The 16,443-nt window shown below is 69.2% G+C and carries 17 protein-coding genes; 5 read left to right on the forward strand and 12 right to left on the reverse strand.

Annotated features, from left to right (window positions below; translation table 11 throughout):
* Positions 1-12: 12 nt before the first annotated feature.
* The 4 genes from P3102_RS04730 to P3102_RS04745 are packed head-to-tail and all read right to left on the reverse strand — an operon-like array spanning position 13 to position 3,626.
* On the reverse strand, positions 13-558 hold the full coding sequence (locus P3102_RS04730) for an NUDIX hydrolase (RefSeq protein ID WP_276366824.1): 546 nt from the start codon (positions 556-558) through the stop codon (positions 13-15).
* Positions 555-1,907 (reverse strand): coenzyme F420-0:L-glutamate ligase, encoded by a 1,353-nt coding sequence (locus P3102_RS04735; protein ID WP_276366825.1) that lies wholly within the window; start codon positions 1,905-1,907, stop codon positions 555-557. The genes P3102_RS04730 and P3102_RS04735 overlap by 4 nt, the downstream gene beginning before the upstream one ends.
* Positions 1,900-2,895, reverse strand: a complete 996-nt coding sequence (cofD, locus tag P3102_RS04740; RefSeq protein WP_276366827.1) for a 2-phospho-L-lactate transferase — start codon at positions 2,893-2,895, stop codon at positions 1,900-1,902. The genes P3102_RS04735 and cofD overlap by 8 nt, the downstream gene beginning before the upstream one ends.
* A complete protein-coding gene (locus tag P3102_RS04745; RefSeq protein WP_276371627.1) occupies positions 2,892-3,626 on the reverse strand; it encodes a GNAT family N-acetyltransferase in 735 nt (244 codons plus the stop codon). The genes cofD and P3102_RS04745 overlap by 4 nt, the downstream gene beginning before the upstream one ends.
* A 53-nt stretch (positions 3,627-3,679) precedes the next feature.
* Here P3102_RS04745 and P3102_RS04750 point away from each other — a divergent pair, with 53 nt between their 5' ends.
* The 3 genes from P3102_RS04750 to dapC all read left to right on the forward strand — a co-directional run bounded on the left by P3102_RS04750 (position 3,680) and on the right by dapC (position 5,402).
* Entirely contained in the window at positions 3,680-3,880 is a 201-nt protein-coding gene (locus P3102_RS04750; protein WP_276366828.1) for a hypothetical protein, read from the forward strand.
* Between the two features lie 110 nt (positions 3,881-3,990).
* Positions 3,991-4,311 (forward strand): ferredoxin, encoded by a 321-nt coding sequence (gene fdxA, locus P3102_RS04755; RefSeq protein WP_016331413.1) that lies wholly within the window; start codon positions 3,991-3,993, stop codon positions 4,309-4,311.
* Entirely contained in the window at positions 4,308-5,402 is a 1,095-nt protein-coding gene (gene dapC / locus P3102_RS04760; RefSeq protein ID WP_276366831.1) for a succinyldiaminopimelate transaminase, read from the forward strand. Before fdxA ends, dapC begins: the two co-directional genes overlap by 4 nt.
* Positions 5,403-5,408: 6 nt before the next feature.
* On the opposite strand, the gene P3102_RS04765 is transcribed toward dapC, so the two are convergent.
* Positions 5,409-6,017, reverse strand: coding sequence for a TetR/AcrR family transcriptional regulator (locus tag P3102_RS04765; protein WP_276366833.1), 609 nt, complete (start codon positions 6,015-6,017; stop codon positions 5,409-5,411).
* Between the two features lie 80 nt (positions 6,018-6,097).
* Here P3102_RS04765 and P3102_RS04770 point away from each other — a divergent pair, with 80 nt between their 5' ends.
* Complete coding sequence (locus P3102_RS04770; protein ID WP_276366835.1) at positions 6,098-7,516, forward strand: FAD-dependent monooxygenase; 1,419 nt, start codon at positions 6,098-6,100, stop codon at positions 7,514-7,516.
* On the opposite strand, the gene P3102_RS04775 is transcribed toward P3102_RS04770, so the two are convergent.
* From P3102_RS04775 to P3102_RS04785, 3 genes are all read right to left on the reverse strand, one after another.
* A complete protein-coding gene (locus tag P3102_RS04775; RefSeq protein WP_276366837.1) occupies positions 7,492-8,463 on the reverse strand; it encodes a CHAD domain-containing protein in 972 nt (323 codons plus the stop codon). The two genes, P3102_RS04770 and P3102_RS04775, sit on opposite strands and share 25 nt — an antisense overlap.
* Positions 8,464-8,579: 116 nt before the next feature.
* On the reverse strand, positions 8,580-9,566 hold the full coding sequence (gene dapD, locus P3102_RS04780; RefSeq protein ID WP_276366838.1) for a 2,3,4,5-tetrahydropyridine-2,6-dicarboxylate N-succinyltransferase: 987 nt from the start codon (positions 9,564-9,566) through the stop codon (positions 8,580-8,582).
* A 27-nt stretch (positions 9,567-9,593) separates the two neighbouring features.
* Positions 9,594-9,989 carry a hypothetical protein gene (locus P3102_RS04785; protein WP_276366840.1) on the reverse strand — a complete coding sequence of 132 codons (396 nt, stop codon included), beginning with the start codon at positions 9,987-9,989 and terminating at the stop codon, positions 9,594-9,596.
* Between the two features lie 43 nt (positions 9,990-10,032).
* Between P3102_RS04785 and dapE the strand changes: the two genes are divergently transcribed.
* On the forward strand, positions 10,033-11,106 hold the full coding sequence (gene dapE / locus P3102_RS04790) for a succinyl-diaminopimelate desuccinylase (protein ID WP_276366841.1): 1,074 nt from the start codon (positions 10,033-10,035) through the stop codon (positions 11,104-11,106).
* On the opposite strand, the gene P3102_RS04795 is transcribed toward dapE, so the two are convergent.
* The 4 genes from P3102_RS04795 to P3102_RS04810 all read right to left on the reverse strand — a co-directional run bounded on the left by P3102_RS04795 (position 11,099) and on the right by P3102_RS04810 (position 16,385).
* Positions 11,099-11,986 (reverse strand): aminoglycoside phosphotransferase family protein, encoded by an 888-nt coding sequence (locus tag P3102_RS04795; protein ID WP_276366843.1) that lies wholly within the window; start codon positions 11,984-11,986, stop codon positions 11,099-11,101. The two genes, dapE and P3102_RS04795, sit on opposite strands and share 8 nt — an antisense overlap.
* Entirely contained in the window at positions 11,983-13,236 is a 1,254-nt protein-coding gene (locus P3102_RS04800; protein WP_276366845.1) for a helix-turn-helix transcriptional regulator, read from the reverse strand. The genes P3102_RS04795 and P3102_RS04800 overlap by 4 nt, the downstream gene beginning before the upstream one ends.
* Before the next feature lie 299 nt (positions 13,237-13,535).
* Positions 13,536-14,591, reverse strand: coding sequence for a chitinase (locus tag P3102_RS04805; RefSeq protein ID WP_276366847.1), 1,056 nt, complete (start codon positions 14,589-14,591; stop codon positions 13,536-13,538).
* Positions 14,592-14,795: 204 nt separating this feature from the next.
* Complete coding sequence (locus P3102_RS04810; RefSeq protein WP_276366849.1) at positions 14,796-16,385, reverse strand: M28 family peptidase; 1,590 nt, start codon at positions 16,383-16,385, stop codon at positions 14,796-14,798.
* Between the last annotated feature and the right edge of the window lie 58 nt (positions 16,386-16,443).

Consider the following 16,443-nt stretch of genomic DNA (forward strand, 5'->3'; position numbering starts at 1 on the left):
TCAGCCGACACCCTAACGGCCGGACGCCACGGGCACGGCGGCTTCCATCAGTTCGGCGAGATCTTCCGACCCTTTCGGCAGGGAATCCACCGGCCACCACCGAAGATCGTCCGATTCGTCGCTTTGGACCGGGTGCGCTCCCCGAGGCGCGCGCACCACGAAACGCACGTCGAAATGCCGGGTCGGCACGCCGAGCGAGCAGGTGATCGGGTGGACGTCGAGGTGCACCGGAGCCGGGTCGATCACCAGGTCGTCGATGCCGGATTCCTCGCGCGCCTCCCGAAGGGCGGCGTCCGCGAGGGTCGCGTCGCCGGGTTCGCAATGCCCGCCGAGCTGCAGCCAGCGCCCGACTCGCGGATGCAGGGTGAGCAGCACGTTTTCCGCGTCGGCGTCGAGAAGGACGGCCGACGCGGTGATGTGCCCGGCCGCGCATTCGCGGCGGCAGACGTCCTCGCGGGCGGCGAGAAAGCCGAGATAGGCCTGGCGCAAGGATTCCTGAGCGGTGTCCACCGGTCGCCAGCCGGACAAAGTGGACACGACGTCTTCATGCAGGGTCACCGTTCGAGGAGTCCTTCACCGGGTTCGGGCGCACCACGTGCGGGCGGGAGAGCGGCGGGATGCCCGATCGCGACCGCGCCGAGCGGTTCCCAGCGCTCGTCCAAGCCGAGGACGTCGCGCACGATGGCGGGCGCGAAGATGGTCGAACCGATCCAGCACGAGCCGAGGTCTTCGGCGGCCAGCGCGACCAGCAGGCCTTGCACGGCGGCGCCCCCGGCGACGGTGAACATCGTGTGCTCGCAAGCGTTCCGCCGGTCGTCGCGGTAAGTGTGCGCGCCCTCGGCGACCAGAAACGGCACCACGACCTCGGGTGCGTCGTAGAGGATGTCGCCTCGGCTGAGGCGCTTCGTGACCTGCTCGGCGGTGAAGCCGTCCCCTTCGAGGTCGGCCTGCCACGACGCCTTCATCGCGTCGAGAAGCTTGCGGCGCAAGCCTTCCTCGCGCAGCCAGACGAACCGGACCGGTTTCGTGTGATGCGGCGCGGGCGCCGTCAGCGCCGTTCCGACCGCGCGGCGCAGCACCTCGGGATCGACCGGTTCACCGGTGAACGACCGGATCGAACGCCGCGCGAGCACGGCTTCCCGGCGGCCCCGCGCGATGGCTTCGTTGGTGCCGAGGCGGAACAGGTCCTCTTCGATCGGCCGGAGCAGCTTGCGGGCGGTGGATCCGTCGTCGGTCGGCCGCAGGCCGCGGACGACGGCGACCGGGGTGCCGCCGAGTTTGCCCTTGACCAGATCCGCCGCGGCGGCCAGTTCGTCGGCGATCGCCACCTCGGTGACGGCGAGTTCGTTGCCCTGGCCGTCGATCTCGCCCGCGTACGAATGCAGCACGCGCAGGCCGGACGCGCCGATCGCGGCGTCGATCTGCCCGACCCGCCACGCGCGCCCCATGGTGTCGGTGACCACCACCGCGACCTCGACGCCCAGCCGTTCACGCAGCCCGTTCCGCAACGCGAGCGCGGAAGCGTCCGGATCGGACGGCAGCAGCGCGACCTCGCCGGAGGCCACGTTCGAGGCGTCCACCCCGGAGGCGGCCTGCACGATGCCGAGTTTGTTCTCGGTGATCACCGTCCGGTTGATCCGCGCGATCACGCGGACGGACTCCTCCTCGACCAGCTTGCGCCGGGCGGCGTCGCGCTCCTCCGGATCTTCCGGGACGCGGATCAGCATGCCCTCGGCCTTGGAGACGATCTTGCTCGTCACGACCAGGACGTCACCCGACCGCAGCCAGGGGGCCGCCTGGACGATCGCGCCGGTCAGGTCGTCGCCGGGGCGGAACTCCGGCAGGCCTTCGACCGGCAGGATCTCGATCTTCGCGGAAGCGTGGTCAGGCGGTCCCTTGTCAGTCAACGTACACTCCCGCCAGCTCGAAAGCGGCCCGCACCATCGCCGCGGTGGCGTCCACATCGGACATCAGCAGGGGCACGTCGCGGACCGCGACGCCCGGTATGTCGACGGTCTCGCCCTCGGCGACCAGCCAGCCGTCGAGCACGCCGTCGGAGTCCGTGCGGGAACCGTAATGCCGTCCGACGGCCTCGGCGGAAGTCTCCACGCCGATCGCGCTCAGGCACGCGTCGGCCATTCCGCGCAACGCCTTCCCGCCGATGATCGGCGAGACACCGACGACCTTGGCGCGTGTCTTCCGCAGCGCGTCGCGGATTCCCGGGACGCCGAGCGTCGTGCCCACCGAGACCACCGGATTGGACGGCGCGAACAGCACGAGGTCGGCGCCCGCGAGCGCGTCGAGCACGCCCGGCGCCGGCTTGGCCTCCTCGGCGCCGACGGCGATGATCGAATGCGCCTTCGGCTCGGCGCGGTAGCGCACCCACCACTCCTGGAAGTGGATGGCCTTGCGCTGATCCGGATTTTCGGGATCGTCGATCACGACATGCGTTTCGACGCGGTCGTCCGACATCGGCAGCAGGCGCACGCCCGGCTGCCAGCGGTCGCACAGCGCCTCGGTGACCTGCGAGAGCGGATAACCCGCCCGCAGCATCCGTGAACGGATCAGATGCGTCGCGATGTCCTTGTCGCCCAGGCCGAACCAGGTCGGCTCGGCGCCATAGGCGGCGAGCTCCTCCTTGACCGTCCAGGTCTCCCCGGAGTGGCCCCAGCCGCGCTCTTCGTCGATCCCCCCGCCGAGGGTGTACATGCAGGTGTCCAGATCCGGGCAGATGCGCAGACCGTGCATCCACACGTCGTCCCCGGTGTTCACCAGCGCGGTCACTTCATGCGGCGATTCCGGCGCGGAGCCGGTCGCGGGCAGACCGAGTGCTTGTTTGACCCCCAGCAGGAAGCGGGCCCCGCCCACTCCGCCGACCAAAATGACGACCTTCACGACGGGCGATCCTCGCACGCCCCCGGAGCCGGGGCCCAGTAGCGGTACCTGTGGTGCTCCGTACAGCCCAGGCTTTCGTACAGTTTCAGCGCGCCGTGGTTCGCCATCGCGACCTGCAGCACGACGCCGGTGGCGCCCTGCGCGGCCGCCCAGTCGCCCACCGCGTTCATCAGCCCGCGTGCCAGCCCTCGCCGCCGGAACTCCGGCCGTACCGCCAACCGGGCGACGTGCAGCCATTCGCCGACGATGGCCCCGCGCACCGCGCCGGCGGTGACGCCGTCCGTTTCCACCAGCCCGAAGCCGACCTTGCCGGTGCCGAGGACATGCCGCGGCGCCTCCGCCGGATCCGCGCTGCCCGCCGTCAGCTCCCACCATCCGGACGTCGGCTCGTCGAGAACTACCACTCCGACCGAGGTCCCGCGCGAAAGCGGCCCGGTCAGCACGCGCACCTCGTACGCGGGCCGGTGTTCCACATAGTGGACCCAACCGCAGGCGGCGAGGGCGTCTTCGAGTGACGTGTTCTGGATCACCTGAACAACCGGCGGGATGGCCTGCTCGTGGGCGAAGTCACAGACCGTCCGTAGGGCTTCTGGCAGCGGTTTTCCCGGGTCACCGATCGCCAGGGCGCTGTTGGCGCGGGCGGTGAATCCGTCCGCCCAGCGGAGCCTCCAATCGCCCATCCGGGTCTCCAGCAGGGGAGTCCAAGCCTGACTACAGGTGAGCTCGAGCATTTCCGCACTGTTCACGGTTAGATTGTGCCAAGGAAGGCAGTGGAGGGACCCCGATGAGCATCGCGCGCAAGGACGACAGGCACAACGAAGACCTGGTTCGCGAGATCTCCGACGGCTTCAACCGGGCATTGGGCGCGGAAAAGGCCGTCGAGAAGGACGAGACGGACACAGAAGCGGCGAAGCCCGCCGCGCCGAAGTTCGTCATCACCGGGGACAGCAGGGCCACTCCGCCGCCGCGCCGGAAAGACCGCTGAAGGCCCATACCTTGGGTACGGATAAGGGTGGCCTAAGCGGGCCGGTCGCGCCCGTGGGCGCGTAATGTCCGTTGCAGACTGGTGAAGCAGAGACAAAGCAGGAGTGCGCAGTGACCTACGTGATCGCCGAGCCCTGCGTCGACGTGCTCGACAAGGCGTGTATCGACGAGTGCCCCGTGGATTGCATCTACGAGGGTGACCGCATGCTGTACATCCACCCGGACGAATGCGTCGACTGCGGTGCCTGCGAGCCGGTCTGCCCCGTCGAGGCGATCTACTACGAGGACGACGTCCCCGACGAGTGGAACGACTACACCAAGGCCAACGTCGACTTCTTCGACGAACTCGGCTCGCCCGGTGGCGCCTCCAAGGTCGGCAAGACCAGCCACGACCCCGCCTTCATCAAGGCTCTTCCCCCGCAGGGCGAATGAGCCGGATCGCTCTTCCTGATTTCCCCTGGGATTCCCTCGCCGCAGCCAAGGTGAAGGCCCAGGCGCATCCCGGCGGCATCGTCGACCTGTCGATCGGCACGCCGGTGGACCCGGTCCCCGAGCACATCCGCGCGGCGCTCGCGTCCGTGTCGGAGATCCCGGGGTATCCGACCACGCACGGGATCCCCGAGCTCAGGGCCGCCGCGATCGACGCGCTTTCGCGGCGGCACGGCATCGAAGGCGTGCCCGAGCCGGCCGTGCTGCCGACGATCGGTTCGAAGGAACTGGTCGCGTCACTGCCGCGGCAATTGGGATTCGGCCCCGGTGACCTCGTCGTCATCCCCGAGGTGGCGTACCCGACCTACGAGGTCGGGGTGCTGCTGGCGGGTGCTTCGCTGCTGCGCGCGGACAGCACGTTCGCGCTCGGCCCGCAGCGGCCTTCGATGCTGTGGATCAACTCGCCGTCCAACCCGACCGGGCGCGTGCTCGGTGCCGACCACCTGCGCAAGGTCGTCGAATGGGCGCGGGAGCGCGATGTCGTCGTGGTCTCCGACGAGTGTTATCTGGCGCTGGGCTGGGAAAGCGAGCCCGTGTCGATCCTGCACCCGTCCGTGCACGGCGGCACCCTGGACGGCCTGCTGGCCGTCCACTCGCTGTCGAAGTCCGCGAACCTCGCCGGTTACCGCGCCGGGTTCGTCACCGGTGACCCGAAGCTCGTCGCCGGGCTGCTGGAGATCCGCAAGCACTCCGGGCTGATCGTGCCGCGGCCGGTGCAGGAGGCCATGGTCGCCGCTCTGAAGGACGACGAAGCGCTTGCCGTGCAACGGGAACGCTACGCACGCCGCCGGCTGGTGCTGCGGAAGGCGCTGCTGGACAGCGGTTTCGACATCTCGCACTCCGAGGCAGGACTGTATCTCTGGTCCACGCGCGGGGAATCCGCGCTCGACACGGTCGACTGGCTCGCCGATCGCGGCATCCTCGCCGCGCCGGGCACGTTCTACGGGCCCACCGGTGGACGGCACGTCCGGATCGCCCTGACGGCGACGGACGAGCGGATCGACGCGGCCGCGGAGCGGCTCGCCGCCGCCTGATCGGCTTCAGGACACGTCGCGGCCCGTGAAGCCCCGGTAGACGAATCGCGTCAGCGCCTCGACGGCTTCTTCTTCGGAGATCGCCGACGGGTCGAGCAGCCACGTGTGCGCGAAACCGTTGACCAGTTCGGCCATCATCGCGAGCGTGACCCGCTCCGACGCCGGGAGTTCCAGGCCCGCCGCGGTGATGTACCCGAGGTGGTCGAGGAGGTCCGCCGCCTGAGCGGCGCCGAAGCGCGCATAGGTGCGTGCGAACTCGTCGCTGACCATCGCGGCCTGGCGCAGCGCGAGCATCGTCGCGGCGTTGTCGCGGTGGAAGTTCCAGTACTCGCGGACGTGCCAGCGCACGGCTTGCGGGTCGGTGAAGTCGGGGATGTGCTCGGGTGAGGCCGCGTTGACGTCGCTGGCCGCCGCGAGGTCGTCGAGGAGCGCTTCGAGCAGTTCTTCCTTGCTCGCGAAGTGGTTGTAGAACGAACCCGCCGCGCGTCCGGCCTCTGCCGTGATGTCGGTGATCTTGGTGTTCAGGTACCCCTTCGCCGCGAAAACGCGCTTCGCCGCCTCCTTGAGCGCGGCCTCGGTCTCCGCCGCCTTCTCCTTGCGGCTCATCGCCGTCATCGGCACCTCCTTGACACGGAAGGCTAGCAACGGGCAAACTGAATCAAGATTCACTGAATTCGAATTCACCGGAGGCGAGGATGGCTGAAGTGAAAAGGGCCGAAGTGCTGATCGCGGGAGCCGGACCGACCGGGCTCACGCTGGCCGTCGACCTCGCACGCCGAGGCGTCGGCGTGCGGATCGTGGAGCAGGCCGAGACGTTCTTCGAAGGCTCGCGCGGCGATGGCCTGCAACCGCGCACGCTGGAGGTCTTCGAGGATCTCGGCGTACTGGACGCGGTGCTGGCCGCCGGGCAGCCTCCGGTGCCGATGAAGATCCATCTGGGCGGCGAGGTCGTCGGTGAGCGGAGGATGGCCGAGCTCGCCGAGCCGACCCCGGCCGTGCCGTATCCGAACGGCCACTTCCTCGGCCAGTCGCGGACCGAGGGAATCCTCCGTGAGCGGCTCGCCGAGTTCGGCGTCCGGGTCGAGCTCGGCACGCCACTGCTCGGTTTCGAGCAGGACGCCGACGGAGTGACCGCCGACCTGCCGGGCGAACGCGTTCGCGTCGACTACCTCGTCGGCGCGGACGGCGGGAAGAGTTCCGTGCGCAAGGCGCTCGGGATCGCGTTCGAGGGCACCACCGACGAATCGATCCGCATGCTGCTGGGTGACGTCCAGGCGGAGGGGCTCGATCGCGCGTACGGGCACTGGTTCGCGAAGCCCGAGAACCCGATGTCGGGGATCGTGCTCACGCCGCTGCCCGGCGTGCCGCACTTCCAGTTCGGCGCGCCCCTGGGTGAGGAGGAGGCCGAGGCGTCGCTGGAGACGTTGCAGTCCCACCTCGACGAGCTGTCCGGCGGCGGGGTCCGATTGCACGATCTCACCTGGTCCACGGTGTGGCGGCCCAACATCCGGCTCGCCGCGCGGTTCCGGGACGGTCGCGTGTTCCTCGCCGGCGACGCGGCGCACGTCCATCCGCCGACCGGTGGCCAGGGCCTCAACACCGGCGTGCAGGACGCGTACAACCTGGGTTGGAAGCTCGCCGACGGTTCACCGGAACTGCTCGACAGTTACGAGCCCGAGCGGCGCGGGGTCGCCGCGCGGGTGCTCAAGATCAGCACCGAAATCCTCGAAAAGTACAAGGAAGGCTCGGAAGACGCGCACGAGCGCGGCGAGAACACGCGTCAGCTCGACATCGGGTATCGCGGCGGTCCGCTCGCGCCCGCGGCGACCGGCCGGATCCGGCCCGGCGACCGCGCGCCGGACGCGCCGCTGAAGGACGCGAACGGCAAGTCCGTCCGGCTGTTCGAGCTGCTTCGTGGGCCGCAGGCGACCGTGCTGGTGTTCGGTGACGGTCCGGCTCCCGAAGGCGCACGACGGATCCTGCCTACGGGCAGCACACTGTCCACTTTGGACTTCGAGGATGTCGGCGGGCATGCTTTCGCGGCGTACGAAGCCGAAAGGGGGCGGCAAGTGCTGATCCGGCCGGACGGCTACGTCCGCGAAATCACCGCCTGAGCGGCTTTGTCGACCTCCGCCCAGACGGCGCGCCACCCGGCACGGACCTCGGCGCGGCGCAGCAGTTCCTTCTCCGCGACCCGGCCCGCGACGAACGCGAGCTCCATGTCGCCGGAGTCCAAAGCTCCCCGCATGCGATCGGCGGCGACGCAGGCGTCCTGATGGTCCCCGAGGACGGCCTGAAAAACCTTCGTGGCTTTGAGCAGCCGCTGGATCCGCTCCGCTTGCTTCTTCTTCGCGGCAGGCTTGGCCATCTCGGCGGCGTAGCGGAGTTTCTTGCCGTAGATGCGAAGCGCGTGAAGGGCGTCGTCCGAGGGATCGGCGGGAAGCGCCTTGACGGCCTTTGCGAGCTTTCGATGTGGCTTCGCGAGGCCGGCGACGAGATCCGCGGCGGTGGGCTCGGCCCCGGAGGTGAGTTCTTCGGCGTCGGGCTGCCGGGCGAGACGGCCGATGTCCCGCAGCATCGAGGCGTAGCGAGGGCTGGCGAGCGCGCGGGTGAGCCGCCGCTTCGCGCCACCGCGTTCGGTGACGAACTTCGAGACCAGACGACGCGCGGCGGGCTGGTCACGCACTTCGAATTCAGCGACGACCTCGCGGAGATGGCCGATCAGGACGTCGTAGTCGCGGACTTCGCCGAGGGACTGGCCGAGCCGGCCGAGTTCGGCGCGCACGGACTCGGCGTCCGGCCCGAGAAGGCGGCCCGAGAGTTTGAGGACACTCCGCATGCGGCGCAGCGCCACCCGCATCTGGTGCAGGTCTTCAGGGTCGGCGCCGGATTTGGTGCCCGGTTCGTGCGCGAGGAGCGCGCGGATCTCGACGTCGAGTTTGACCCGGACGTGGGTGACCGCCGGATCGGCCGGCCCGGCTTGCGCGGGGCGGTCACCGAGCCCGAGCGCCGCCGGAGTGGTCGAAGGGGCGTTCTTGCGCGGCAGGGCCTCGGCTGTCACAAGATGAATTCTAGGTGAACCGGCAAGGTGGTCCAGGCCGGAGAGAAGCAAGGGACCTTTGCTGTCACTCGCCGGGGGTGAGTGACAGCAAAGGTCCCTTGCTCTCTTTCCGCAGGTCAGTTGGCGTGCAGGGCCGCGTTCAGCTCGATGCCGACGCCGGTGCGCGCGACGACCTCGACGGCGCCGGTCCCGGAGTTCCGCCGGAACACCGCGCCCGAGATGCCGGACAGCTCCAGCGCCTTCACGACCTTGCCCTCGAAGGTGACCTTCGTACCGGCCGTGACGTAGAGGCCCGCTTCGACCACCGAGTCGTCGCCGAGCGAGATGCCGACGCCACCGTTCGCGCCGATCAGGCAACGCTCGCCGATCGAGATGGTCTCCTTGCCACCGCCGGACAACGTGCCCATGATCGACGCGCCGCCGCCGACGTCGGAGCCGTCACCGACCACGACGCCCGCCGAGATCCGGCCCTCCACCATGGAGGCGCCGAGCGTGCCGGCGTTGAAGTTGACGAAGCCCTCGTGCATGACGGTGGTGCCGTTGGCCAGGTGCGCGCCGAGGCGGGCGCGGTCGGCGTCGGCGATGCGGACACCAGTCGGCACGACGTAGTCCACCATCCGCGGGAACTTGTCCACGCTGTAGACGGTGACGTTGCCGCGCGCCCGCAGCCGCAGCCGGGTGGCCTCGAAGCCCTCGACGGGGCACGGCCCGTGGTTCGTCCACACGACGTTCGCCAGCAGGCCGAAGATGCCGTCGAGGCTCGCGCCGTGCGGCCGGACCAGACGGTGCGACAGCAGGTGAAGGCGCAGGTAGACGTCGTGCGTGTCGCCGGGTGCGTCGGCGAGGCGGGCGATGGTCGCGCGGACCGCGACGACCTCGACACCGCGGTCGGTGTCCGGGCCGAGCTGGGCGGCGGCGGCCTCGCCGAGCGCCTCGGTGGCCTCTTCGGCGGTCAGCCGCACCGTGCCGGCCTTGCTGTCGGTGCCGTCGATCAGCTTCGGCAGCGGGAACCAGGTGTCCAGCACCGTGCCGTCGGTCGTGACGGTGGCCAGGCCGACGCCGGTGGCGCCGGTCGTTTCGGGGTCAGGGGTCTGCTCGCTCACGTCCTGAACGGTACCCAGTGACCCGCGTCAGCCGCCGACGAGGCTCTTCACACTGGTCAGCGCCGTCGCCATGTCGGCGAGTGCCTGGCCACAGGGCCCGCCGGGGGCGGCCTGGTCCTGGCAGTTCGCGGTGCGGAAGGTGGCGATCGGGCGATCGAGGACGTCGGCGTGCGACGACAGATCGGGCCTGCGTTTGCGGACCGTGCCCGCGGCGCTGGAAAGCTCGGTCACGTACTTCTGGCAGCCCTTGGGCGATTCGGTTCCCGGCGCCAGGTAGCACTGATCGGTGGTCAGCGCCTTGAGTTTGATCGGCAGCACGTCCGGCCCGGTGCTCTGGGCCGGCTGGACCTTCACCGGGACTTCTTCCGATCCGCAGCCGCCGAGGACCAGGAGGAGGGCGACCAAGACCGTTCGCGTGCGCACTCCTTCACGGTAGCCCCCGGGCATCCGGCGGTACGGTGCTGGCATGCCTTCGCTCGATCTGCACGCCGATCCCGTCGACCTCACCGCCGCGCTGGTGGACATCTTCAGCGTCTCGGAACAGGAGAAGGTCATCGCGGACACCGTGCAGGCCGCGCTCCAGGCGCAGGCCCCGCATCTCGAGGTGATCCGCAACGGTGACGCGGTCCTCGCCCGCACGAACCTCGGGCGTCCTTCGCGGGTGCTGCTGGCCGGGCATCTCGACACCGTTCCGGTCAACGAGAACATGCCCGTGCGTCGCGAGGGGACCGGTGACGAGGAGATCCTGCACGGGTTGGGCACTGTCGACATGAAGAGCGGCGACGCCGTCTTCCTCCACCTCGCCGCCGCCCTCCGCGAGCCGAGGTATGACATCACCTTCGTGTTCTACGACCGCGAAGAGATCGAAGCGACGAAGAACGGCCTCGGCCGCATCGAGCGCGAGCTGCCCGAGTGGTTGCGGGCCGACCTCGCCGTCCTCGGCGAGCCGTCGAACGGCGGAATCGAGGGCGGCTGCCAGGGCACGATGCGGATCGAGATCCGCGTCGACGGCGTCCGCGCGCACACCGCGCGCGGCTGGATGGGCGTCAACGCCATCCACGGCCTCGCCGAACCGCTGCGCAGGCTCGCCGAGTACCCGTCGCGGGTGGTCGACATCGACGGCCTGACCTATCGCGAAGGCTTGCAGGCCACGAAGATCGGCGGCGGTGTCGCGGGCAACGTCGTACCGGACGAGGCCGTGCTCACGATCAACCACCGGTTCGCGCCCGACCGCTCGGCCGAGGAGGCCGAGGCGCACCTTCGCGAGGTCTTCGAGGGCTACGACGTCGAAGTTGTCGACTTGTCGCCAGGGGCGTTGCCCGGGCTGAGCGCCCCGGCGGCGGCCGAACTGGTCGCCGCGGCCGGGGGCAAGGCGGTCGCGAAGCTGGGCTGGACCGACGTCGCGCGCTTCGCGGCTCTCGGGATTCCGGCGGTGAACTTCGGTCCCGGCGACCCGACGCTGGCACACACCCGGCAGGAGCACGTCCGCGCGGGCGAGATCCGGCAGGTCACTTCGGTGCTGCGCGAATTCCTCAGCTAGTCAGGGCGAGCAACTCGTCGAGTGCCTGCTCCGGGCCGCCCTGGGTCAGGTACGCGATGGCGAACATGGGGGCGACCACCCGGCTCCAGGCGGACAACCGGTCGCCGTCGAGCCCGCAGGCGTTCGCCACCGTGTGGCAGCGGGCCTCGACGCCCTCGTGCTCGGCGCCGCTCACCACGTAGTCGACGGCGTCGAAGCACGGATCACCCACGCAAGCCTTCGGATCGATCGCGATCAGGCCGCGCTCCCCGCCGTCCAAGGCGTTGCCGAGGTGCAGATCGCCGTGGAGCAACACGACGTCGGCCTGGGTGTCCAGCAACCTCTCGCAGCGCTCGATCGCCCGCTGCCAGGTGTCCGGGCCGATCCGGGCGGCGATGGCCGGTTCGGTGATCCGCTTGCCGATCCGGGCGAAGGACTCCGCGAACCGGCCGCGCAGGCTCCACGGCCAGTCCGCGGGCGGAGCGACGGAGTGCAGCGCGGTCAGCAGGTCTCCCCAACGTCCCGGCAGGGTCGGCAGCGGCAGGTCCTCGGCCATGGTGCCCGGCCGGATCTCTTCCAGCATCATCGCGCCGGCGTCCGCGTCGGCGGCGAGCACGGCGGGCACCCGGCCCGTGGGGGCGAACACCCGCAGCATTTCGAGCTGCTTGGTGAGCAACGCGTCATCCGGGCTGAGTTTGAGCACCGCCGGTGTCCCGTCGGTCCAGCGGCAGCGCAGGACGACGGACGAGGCGCCGCTGTCGAACATCTCGCCGGGCGTGAAACCCCATCGGGACGCCAGCCGCCCGGCGAGGGCCGGGACACCGGCGAGCCACCCCTCCGCGGCAGAGCCGAACCGGCTCACCAAACGGGTGTCCAGGTCTTTCAAATCCACTTCGGTCACTTCACGATGTCCTCTTCGGCGCCTAGCAGTAGCAGTCCACGCCGCAGCAGGTCTGCGGCCTCTTCGATGCGCCCTTGAAGGAGAAGCAGCTCTCCCGCTTTGTCGATCGAAGCGGCCAAGACGCCACGAGTATCGCGGAGCGCGGCCACGTCGATCGCGTGTGCGAAGCCTGCTTCGGCTGCTTCGAAGTCTCCGCGGGCCAGGGCCAGTGAGCCTTGCTGGAACGTGAGTGACGCGGAGAGCGGCGAGCCCGCGGGGATGGCGTCGGTCGCTTCGGAGAGTAGCGTGGCGACGTCATCGAGACGACCGAGTTCGCGGCAGACGTCGGCGAGTTCCAGGGTGACGGCGTGATCGGGCGCGGCCGCCCTTGACGCGCGAAGGTCCGCGAGAGCGCCTTCGAGGTCTTCGGCACGACGGACCAGAGCCCGTGCGAACAGGCACCGGGCCAGCACGGGCCGCAGGGCACGCTCGTGGAGCAGATCGTGCAGCACCGACACAGCGGCGACGGCGTCGGCCACCCGCCCTTCGCCGAGGTAGGCCTCGGTCAGCCGGCGCTGGTGATCGGTGAGTTCGGCCAGGATCTCCTCGCCGCCGCGAGCCAGCCGCAGCGCCTCACTCGCGTGCTGCGCGGCTTGAGCGGTCTCGCCGAGGCGGAGGTGTCCTTCGGCGAGATACGCCCGCAAGGTCAGCAGGAGCAGCGGATGCGGATAGCCGTCGAGGCTCGCGTCGAGTGCCGTCCGGAGCAGGTGCATCGCGTGATGCGGCTCGCCGCGGCGGATCAAAACGTTCGCCCGCAGCGCGGCGGCCAGTGCGCGATACGGCGGGATGTCGTCGCCGAGCGCGACTTCGGCGGCGGCGACCAAGCGCGGCTGGAAGTCACCCTCGGTGAACCGCGCGAGCCACAGCCAGGCGAGCCCGGCCTGGCGAGCACGGCCGATCTTTTCGGCCCGCCGGGCCAGCCGTCGCATCTTCGGAGCCGAACCCGTCCCCGCGAGGAAGTCCGAGGCCGCCGCCGCGATGTCCAGATCGAGCCGGACGTCGTCGCGGGGCGAGGTCACGCCGAGCACTTCGCCGGTGTCCACCCCGAGCCGCGCGGCGAAATGGCGCAACGCGTCACCGGACGGCGTCCGCGCCCCCGTCTCGACGGACGAAACATAGGCGGCGGTGTAGTGCGGCTCGGCGAGTTCACGCTGGGTGAGGCCACGTTCGGCGCGCAACCGCCGCAGTCGTCCGCCGACCTCCTCGTCCATGACCGAGAACGATACGGGCGAACGCCCCGGAAGGCCGCGCGCCGGGCAGACCGGGAGTTCGCCCCCTGAGCACGCGAGTTACGCCTCTGCTCACGCGAGTTCGCCCCCTGAGCACGCGAGTTACGCCTCTGCTCACGCGAGTTCGCCGCCTGATCACGCGAGTTCGCCGGTTCCGCACAGCGAGCTCGCGGGACTGATCCGGACGATCCACGTGATCGGGCACGTGACTCGCGTGATCAGAAGCGTAACTCGCGTGATCGGGGGCGTAACTCGCGTGATCAGACGGACGACTGGAGGGGTCAGCGGCCCTGCAGCGACTTCACGTTCTGGCCGAAGGTCCAGTTTCGTGAGCCGTCCCAGTTGAGCGACCAGGTCATCAGGCCCTTGAGCCCGGGAATGCTGCGGTACGCCTGGGCGACCAGGCTCGGCGACATGTAGCCGCCACCGGCGCCCGGCTGCGCGGGCAGGCCCGGGGCCTGCTTGTCGTAGGGAACGCGGATCGTCTGGCCTTGGATCACCAGGCCCTTGTCGAGGCAGTTGGTCTGCGCGACGAAGCCCTGAACCGTACCGGCTTGGTACGAATCGCCGGAGCAGCCGTACATGCTTCCGTTGTAGTACTGCATGTTCAGCCACCACAGCCTGCCGTTGTCCGCGTACTTCTTGATGACCGGCAGGTACGCGCCCCAGATCGAGCCGTAGACGACGCTGCCGCCGGTGACGTACGCGGTCTCGGGCGCCATGGTGAGCCCGAAGTTCGACGGCATCGCGGCGAGCACGCCGTCGATGATGCGGATGAGGTTCTTCTGTGACGCGGAAAGCGTGGTGATGTTCCCGCTGCTGGTGAGGCCGGTCTCGATGTCGATGTCGATCCCGTCGAAGTTGTACTTCTTCAGGATCGGCACGATGGTCGCGACGAATTTGTCCGCCACGGCGGCCGAGTTCAGGTCGATTCCGGCGGTGGCGCCGCCGATCGACATCAGGATCGTCGCGCCCGCGTCCTTGGCGGCGCACATTTCGGCCGGGGTCGCGACCTTCACAGTCGCGTCCATCCCGTCCTCCCATTTGACCGTTCCGTCGGACAGGATGACCGGAAAGGCGGCGTTGAGCACGTTGTACCCGTTCGCCTTGATGCGGGCGTCGGTGATCGGGATCCAGCCGAGCGGCGGGTGGACGCCGTTCGCGGCACCGTCCCAGTTCTCCCAATAACCTTGCAGGACCTTGCCCGCCGGCTTCGATTTGACCGCGCAGACCTCGGCGTCCACCGAGGCCTGTGCCGGACTCAGGAGGACGAGCGTGCTGACGGCGAGTGCCGCCGCGCCGGTGATTGCGAGCAGCCGTGAGACGCGACCGAACATACCCAGCTCCCATCTCGAAAGCGGTTTGAACGAACAGGAAGCGGCCGTTCGGCTCAACATAGGTCGCCGTGCATGAGTGGCGCTACCGACGATCGGGTGGTCTAGACCAGATATCGAAGAGTTGCCCGAAAATCGCTGCTCGCGCACGAAGGCCATCTCACGAAGCCGGGTGACTTCGTGAGATGGCCTTCACCTTTCAGGTGGTCAGACGGTGATCGACCAGCTGTCGAGCGTGCCGGTGTCTTGTGCGTAGGCGTCGTAGAGCACGAGGGTCCAAGTGCCGGAAGCGGCTTCGTTGGTCACGGGGATCGAGTAGGTTTTGGTGCCGAGATCGGTGCAGGGGAGGGAGCCGGTGGCCTTGACCGAATATGTGCTGCCGTCGGGGGCTTTCAGGCTGATGCGGAGGTCTTCGGAGCAGGTGTGGGTGCCGGTGATCGTCACCTTGACCGGTGACACCGCGTTGCCGGTCGCGGTCGAGGTGATCGGGCTGTTGACCGTGGCGTAGTCGTTCAACGTGTAGTCGGTGCCGTTGGTGAACGTGCGCACGCTGACGTCGCCGACGGTGAGCGTGTACTGCGCCGTGCGGTCCACCGAGGTCCCGTCACCGGTCACCGTGATCGTGCTCGTACCGGTGGGAGTGTTCGCCGACGTCGCGATGGTGAGCGTCGAGGAACCGCCGGACTGCACCGAAGCCGGGTTGAACGTCGCGGTCGCCCCGGCGGGAAGACCGCTGGCACTCAGCGATACCGCTTGCGCCACACCGGAAGTCGTCGTGGTGTTGACCGTGACGGTCGTCGACTGTCCTGGTTGGACGGTACCGGAAGCCGGGGAAAGGCCGATCGAGAAGTCGGGGCCCGTCGACGCGCCGACGGCGAGCTTCCAGAGCGCGTACGCGATCGCGTCGCTGTTCTTCTCCAGCGGGGTGTCCGGGATGTTGGACAGCGTGTCGCAGGCGCGGTGGTAGCAGCTGTCGAACGCCCGGCCGGCGGTGCCGCCCCATTTCTGTTGCTGCGCGGCACTCTTCGTGTACCCGGCGCCGGTCGCGAGACCGCCGACCGGGATGCCCGCGCTCTTGAACGACGCGTGGTCCGACCGGCCGTCGCCCTCGGTGTCACCCTCGGTCTGGATGCCGATCGTCCTGAAGTACTCGTCGAACACCGCCTTGACCGAGGCGACGTCGTCATAGACGAAGTAGCCCCAGTTGTCGGAGCCGATCATGTCGAAGTTCAGGTAGGTCTTGATCTTCGTGCGCTCGGTCTGCGGCAGGTTGTTGACGTAGAACTTGGAACCACGCAGGCCGGACTCCTCGTCGGCCCACCAGCCGAAGCGGACGCGCTTCGCCATCGCCGGGTTCTCGCGGGCCAGCGTCAGCGCGACTTCGAGGATCGAGGCCGAACCCGAGCCGTTGTCGTTGATGCCGGGACCGGCGCTGACGCTGTCGAGATGCGCGCCGAGCATGATGACCTGGCTCGCGTCACCCTGCGGCCATTCCGCGATCACGTTCTGGCTCGAACCCGCACAGCTCGAACAGGTCTGCAACGTGACGTTGTAACCGGCGTCGCGCAGCTTCTGTGCCACATAGGACACCGACGCCGGGTAGCCCGGTCGCCCGGAGGCGCGATTGCCGCCGTTCTGGTTGGCGATCGTCTGCAACGCGCTCAGATGCGCCTTGATGTTGGTGAGTGAGATGTCCGGTGCGGCGGCGGCCGTGACCGCCTGCGCGGGCGCCGTGACGACACCCAGTACGGCGGCCATGCCGACGACGGCCGCTCCTATTCGCTTTCCCCACTTCATGCCGGGGTAGTCCTTCCTTGGAGGGGTTCGCGTGAAGGACTCCTTCCCCGGTCGAGCC

Source organism: Amycolatopsis sp. QT-25 (assembly GCF_029369745.1).
Lineage (GTDB): Bacteria > Actinomycetota > Actinomycetes > Mycobacteriales > Pseudonocardiaceae > Amycolatopsis.

Bases quoted from the DNA above. Each gene is read 5' to 3' on its own strand.
- P3102_RS04750 (WP_276366828.1), top strand. From the start codon at position 3,680: ATGAGCATCGCGCGCAAGGACGACAGGCACAACGAAGACCTGGTTCGC.
- P3102_RS04770 (WP_276366835.1), top strand. From the start codon at position 6,098: ATGGCTGAAGTGAAAAGGGCCGAAGTGCTGATCGCGGGAGCCGGACCG.
- P3102_RS04745 (WP_276371627.1), bottom strand. From the start codon at position 3,626: ATGCTCGAGCTCACCTGTAGTCAGGCTTGGACTCCCCTGCTGGAGACC.
- P3102_RS04805 (WP_276366847.1), bottom strand. From the start codon at position 14,591: ATGTTCGGTCGCGTCTCACGGCTGCTCGCAATCACCGGCGCGGCGGCA.
- P3102_RS04765 (WP_276366833.1), bottom strand. From the start codon at position 6,017: ATGACGGCGATGAGCCGCAAGGAGAAGGCGGCGGAGACCGAGGCCGCG.
- dapE (WP_276366841.1), top strand. From the start codon at position 10,033: ATGCCTTCGCTCGATCTGCACGCCGATCCCGTCGACCTCACCGCCGCG.
- P3102_RS04800 (WP_276366845.1), bottom strand. From the start codon at position 13,236: ATGGACGAGGAGGTCGGCGGACGACTGCGGCGGTTGCGCGCCGAACGT.
- dapC (WP_276366831.1), top strand. From the start codon at position 4,308: ATGAGCCGGATCGCTCTTCCTGATTTCCCCTGGGATTCCCTCGCCGCA.
- P3102_RS04810 (WP_276366849.1), bottom strand. From the start codon at position 16,385: ATGAAGTGGGGAAAGCGAATAGGAGCGGCCGTCGTCGGCATGGCCGCC.